The organism is Acidobacteriota bacterium, assembly GCA_034211275.1.
Classification (GTDB): Bacteria; Acidobacteriota; Thermoanaerobaculia; order Multivoradales; family JAHZIX01; genus JAGQSE01.
Window position 1 is genome coordinate 1 of record JAXHTF010000336.1, and the last position, 2,996, is coordinate 2,996.

A 2,996-nucleotide genomic window follows, 5' to 3' on the forward strand; every position below is an offset into this window, starting at 1 on the left:
TGCCGGCGCCGTCGTAGGCGTAGAAGCCGGTGTCGAAGAGGGTCTGGGTGTTCCCTCCTGGCTGCGGCTTGGCGAGCTGGAGCCGGGCGGGGCGGGCCATGCCGCTGGTGCCCTGGTTGTAAATGGCATAAGTGCCGTTCTGGAACTTCACCTGGAAGGGCTGGAGGTTGGGGTGGTACTTGTACTCGGCATAGAGGCCATTGGGCTCTTGGCTGCCAGAGAGCACCACCCGCTGTGGCTGGTTGCCGAAGTAGCTCCAGTAGGCCGAGAAGTCCTGGGCCACGACATCTCCCCCGTCGGCGCAGGGGAGCTGGCCGAAGGAGTCGGGGACGCACTCGGGATACTGGACGACCTTCACGCGCCCCAGGGCATCGTAGGTCCAGGTCTGGCGCAGGGTCGGGTCGTAGGTGGTGGGGCTTTCGAGGGCGGTCTCGCGAGCGGAGACCTTGCCCAAGCGGCCCCGGTACTCGTAGGTCTCGCGGACCGCCCAATCGTCGAAGCCGCCCTGGCCGTCATCGAGCCAGTTGTGGCGCACCGCTTCGACTAGCTTGCCTTTGCGATAGTCCTCCTCACCCACATTGCTGGTGCCCCAGCTCCACTCCTTCCACAGGCGCGTACCATCCGACAGCTGCGTCGGGCGGCCCCCGGTGTCATAGGTGTAGACGAGGAAGGTGCGGCCGTCATGGCGGCTCCGGACCTGCCCTAGGGCGTCGCGGGCGTAGCTCACCGTGCCCAGACCCGCGGAATTACCCACCTCCGGCAGGCGCTCGGCGGTCAAGAGGCCTCGGCCATCGATGGACCATTGCCGGGTCTGGGACTGAGCGCCGCTGTGGCGGGTGGCGGAGATCACTTGGCCGGTGGGGCCGTAGACCTGGTCGGTGCGGTGCAGCGGGGTGACGGTGGCGATCTCCCGGCCGAGGCCATCGAAGACCGTGCGCACCCAGGTCTCCTGGGGGCCGGAGGGACCTTCCACATTGAAGCTGACCTTGACGTTGCGCTGGCCCTTGTAGAAGTGGGTCTGCTGCTGGCCGTCGGGCTGGGTGACCCGGAAAGCGCGGCCGAAGGGGTCGTAGAGGTTGTAGCTGGTCGACTGGTTGCGGTTGACCGGAATCTCCTGCCAGGTGGTCTCGCGCCAGAGGTTGCCGTCGGTGTGGAATTGATACTCCTTCTTGGTGGTGGAGACGGTGCCGTCGGGCTTGGGCCACTGGCGGGTCTCGCCGATGAGCCGGCCCAAGGCGTCGAAGTAGCGCTCCTCGCGGGTCAGCTCCAGGCCTGCGTCGAGGCGCCGGATCCTCATCCAGGGCGGGGCGCTGGTGGGCCGGAAGTATTGAATGCTCAGCGAGGCCTCGTGGAGCGAGGTCTCCGGCGTGGCCGACGTCAGCCGCCCGAGGCCATCGTAGGAGTAGTCGGTGCTCTGGCCGGTGACGGCGTAGTAGGTCTTGACCAGGCCGGTGTTCGGGTCGATGTCGGCCTGGTAGCTGTAGGGGTAGGAGCCGATGCGGGTGCTGGCCAGCTGGAGATCCTGGTAGGTGTGGTCGAGCTGAAAGCGGCTGCCGTTGCTGGCACTGCCCGCGACCGAGCAGAGCGTGGCGGTGCTGAGGCTGGCGGTGTCACCGCCGGCGCGGATCTCGGTGATGGGCAGACCGGCGTTGACCCCCACCGCCGTGCCGGGAGTCCAGGCCGTCACCAGGTCCGTTGAGCTCCTGCCGAAGGGCAGACGCCAGAGCCGCTCGCAGGTCTTGGTGCCCTTGGCGTTGAAGCTCGCCTCCATCACCTGGCGCCCGCCGGCGGAGGCGAAGACGGTTTTCTGGTCGTAAGGGTGGAGAATCCAGGGCGTTTGGAGGTTGGGCAAGTAGGCCGAGGGAGTGCCAACGTTGAGATAGCCGGTGGTGCTGTTCACCGACAAGGTCGTGCCGCCGGTGGCGCTCCAGGCGGTCTCGGTGCGCTCGGTGCGGTGGTTTCCGCCTTCGAAGTTGTCCACCACCTCCTCCACCCGGGCCCGGCCGGCACCGTTCCAGCCGGAGGAGCGGCTCTCGATCCAGCGGTGCTGGTCGTTGTGGAAGACGGTGCGCTCGACCACCGGCCGGGGATTGACGGAAAAGCAGCCCGGGGAGTCCCCGCTGACCTTGTCGCAATCCCGCCACTCCATGGCATAGCGACGATAGATGGACCGGCGCTTCTCGCAGCTGCCCCCGGGAGCGGTGTTGCAATGAAAGATCTCCTGGGACAGGAAGAGCTTCTCGCCGCCGGAGCCGGTGGTCTGGGTGTGCTTGGTGTAGGGGAGCCCGGAGTCGGTGACCTGGGGGTCGGCCATGGGCGTGCTGCTGACCGGGGCTCTCGGCCCCTCGTAGACCGAGGTGTAGTGGACGGTTCGGGTGCGGGTGTTGTCCAGCGTCATGGGGCCGGTGACGGTGGTCTGGCGCCAGTCGTAGCGCCGGCAGCCGTCGCCGTGGTTGGGAGTGGGGTCGAGCTCCGTGCCGTTGGGCACGAAGTGGAGCTCCGTGTCGTAGGTCCAGCGGGCGATCTCGGCGCCGCTGTGATCCTGCTGGATCTTGGTGCCGACGCCGTATTGGTTGTAGGTCAGGTCCGGCGTTGGATCGGCGTCGGGTTTGAAGTCGCAGCGGGTGGGGAACTCCCAGAAGTTGTACTCGAAGCGTAGCCAGCCTTTGGTCGGGGCCTGGACGCCTTGGATCTTGCCGGCGAGATTCGAGCAGCCGCCGGAGGGGCTGGTGGAAGTGAAGGTGTCGAAGGTCCAGCTCTGGCCCTCGGGACCGTCGATGCCGTCGAGGACCTGGGTGGTCAGGGTGTCGCTTTCCGGCGGCAGGTAGCCGCCGTCGTGGGGGCAACCGCGGACGGTGGTCTTCGGGGTGTAGCGGAAGAAGTAGCTGTTCTTGCTACCGTCGAAGCCAGCGAGCTCGATACGGTTCAGGATCCTCCGCAGGTCACCCCATTCATCGCCATTGAAGGTGACGAAGGCGCCGATCCCATCTCCGCCG

Annotated in this window: 1 protein-coding gene; it reads right to left on the reverse strand. The window is 67.0% G+C overall.

The genetic code is table 11. The features are described from left to right. Positions 1-2,996 (reverse strand): hypothetical protein (locus SX243_25680; protein ID MDY7096381.1); only part of this gene is annotated, 2,996 nt, incomplete at both ends.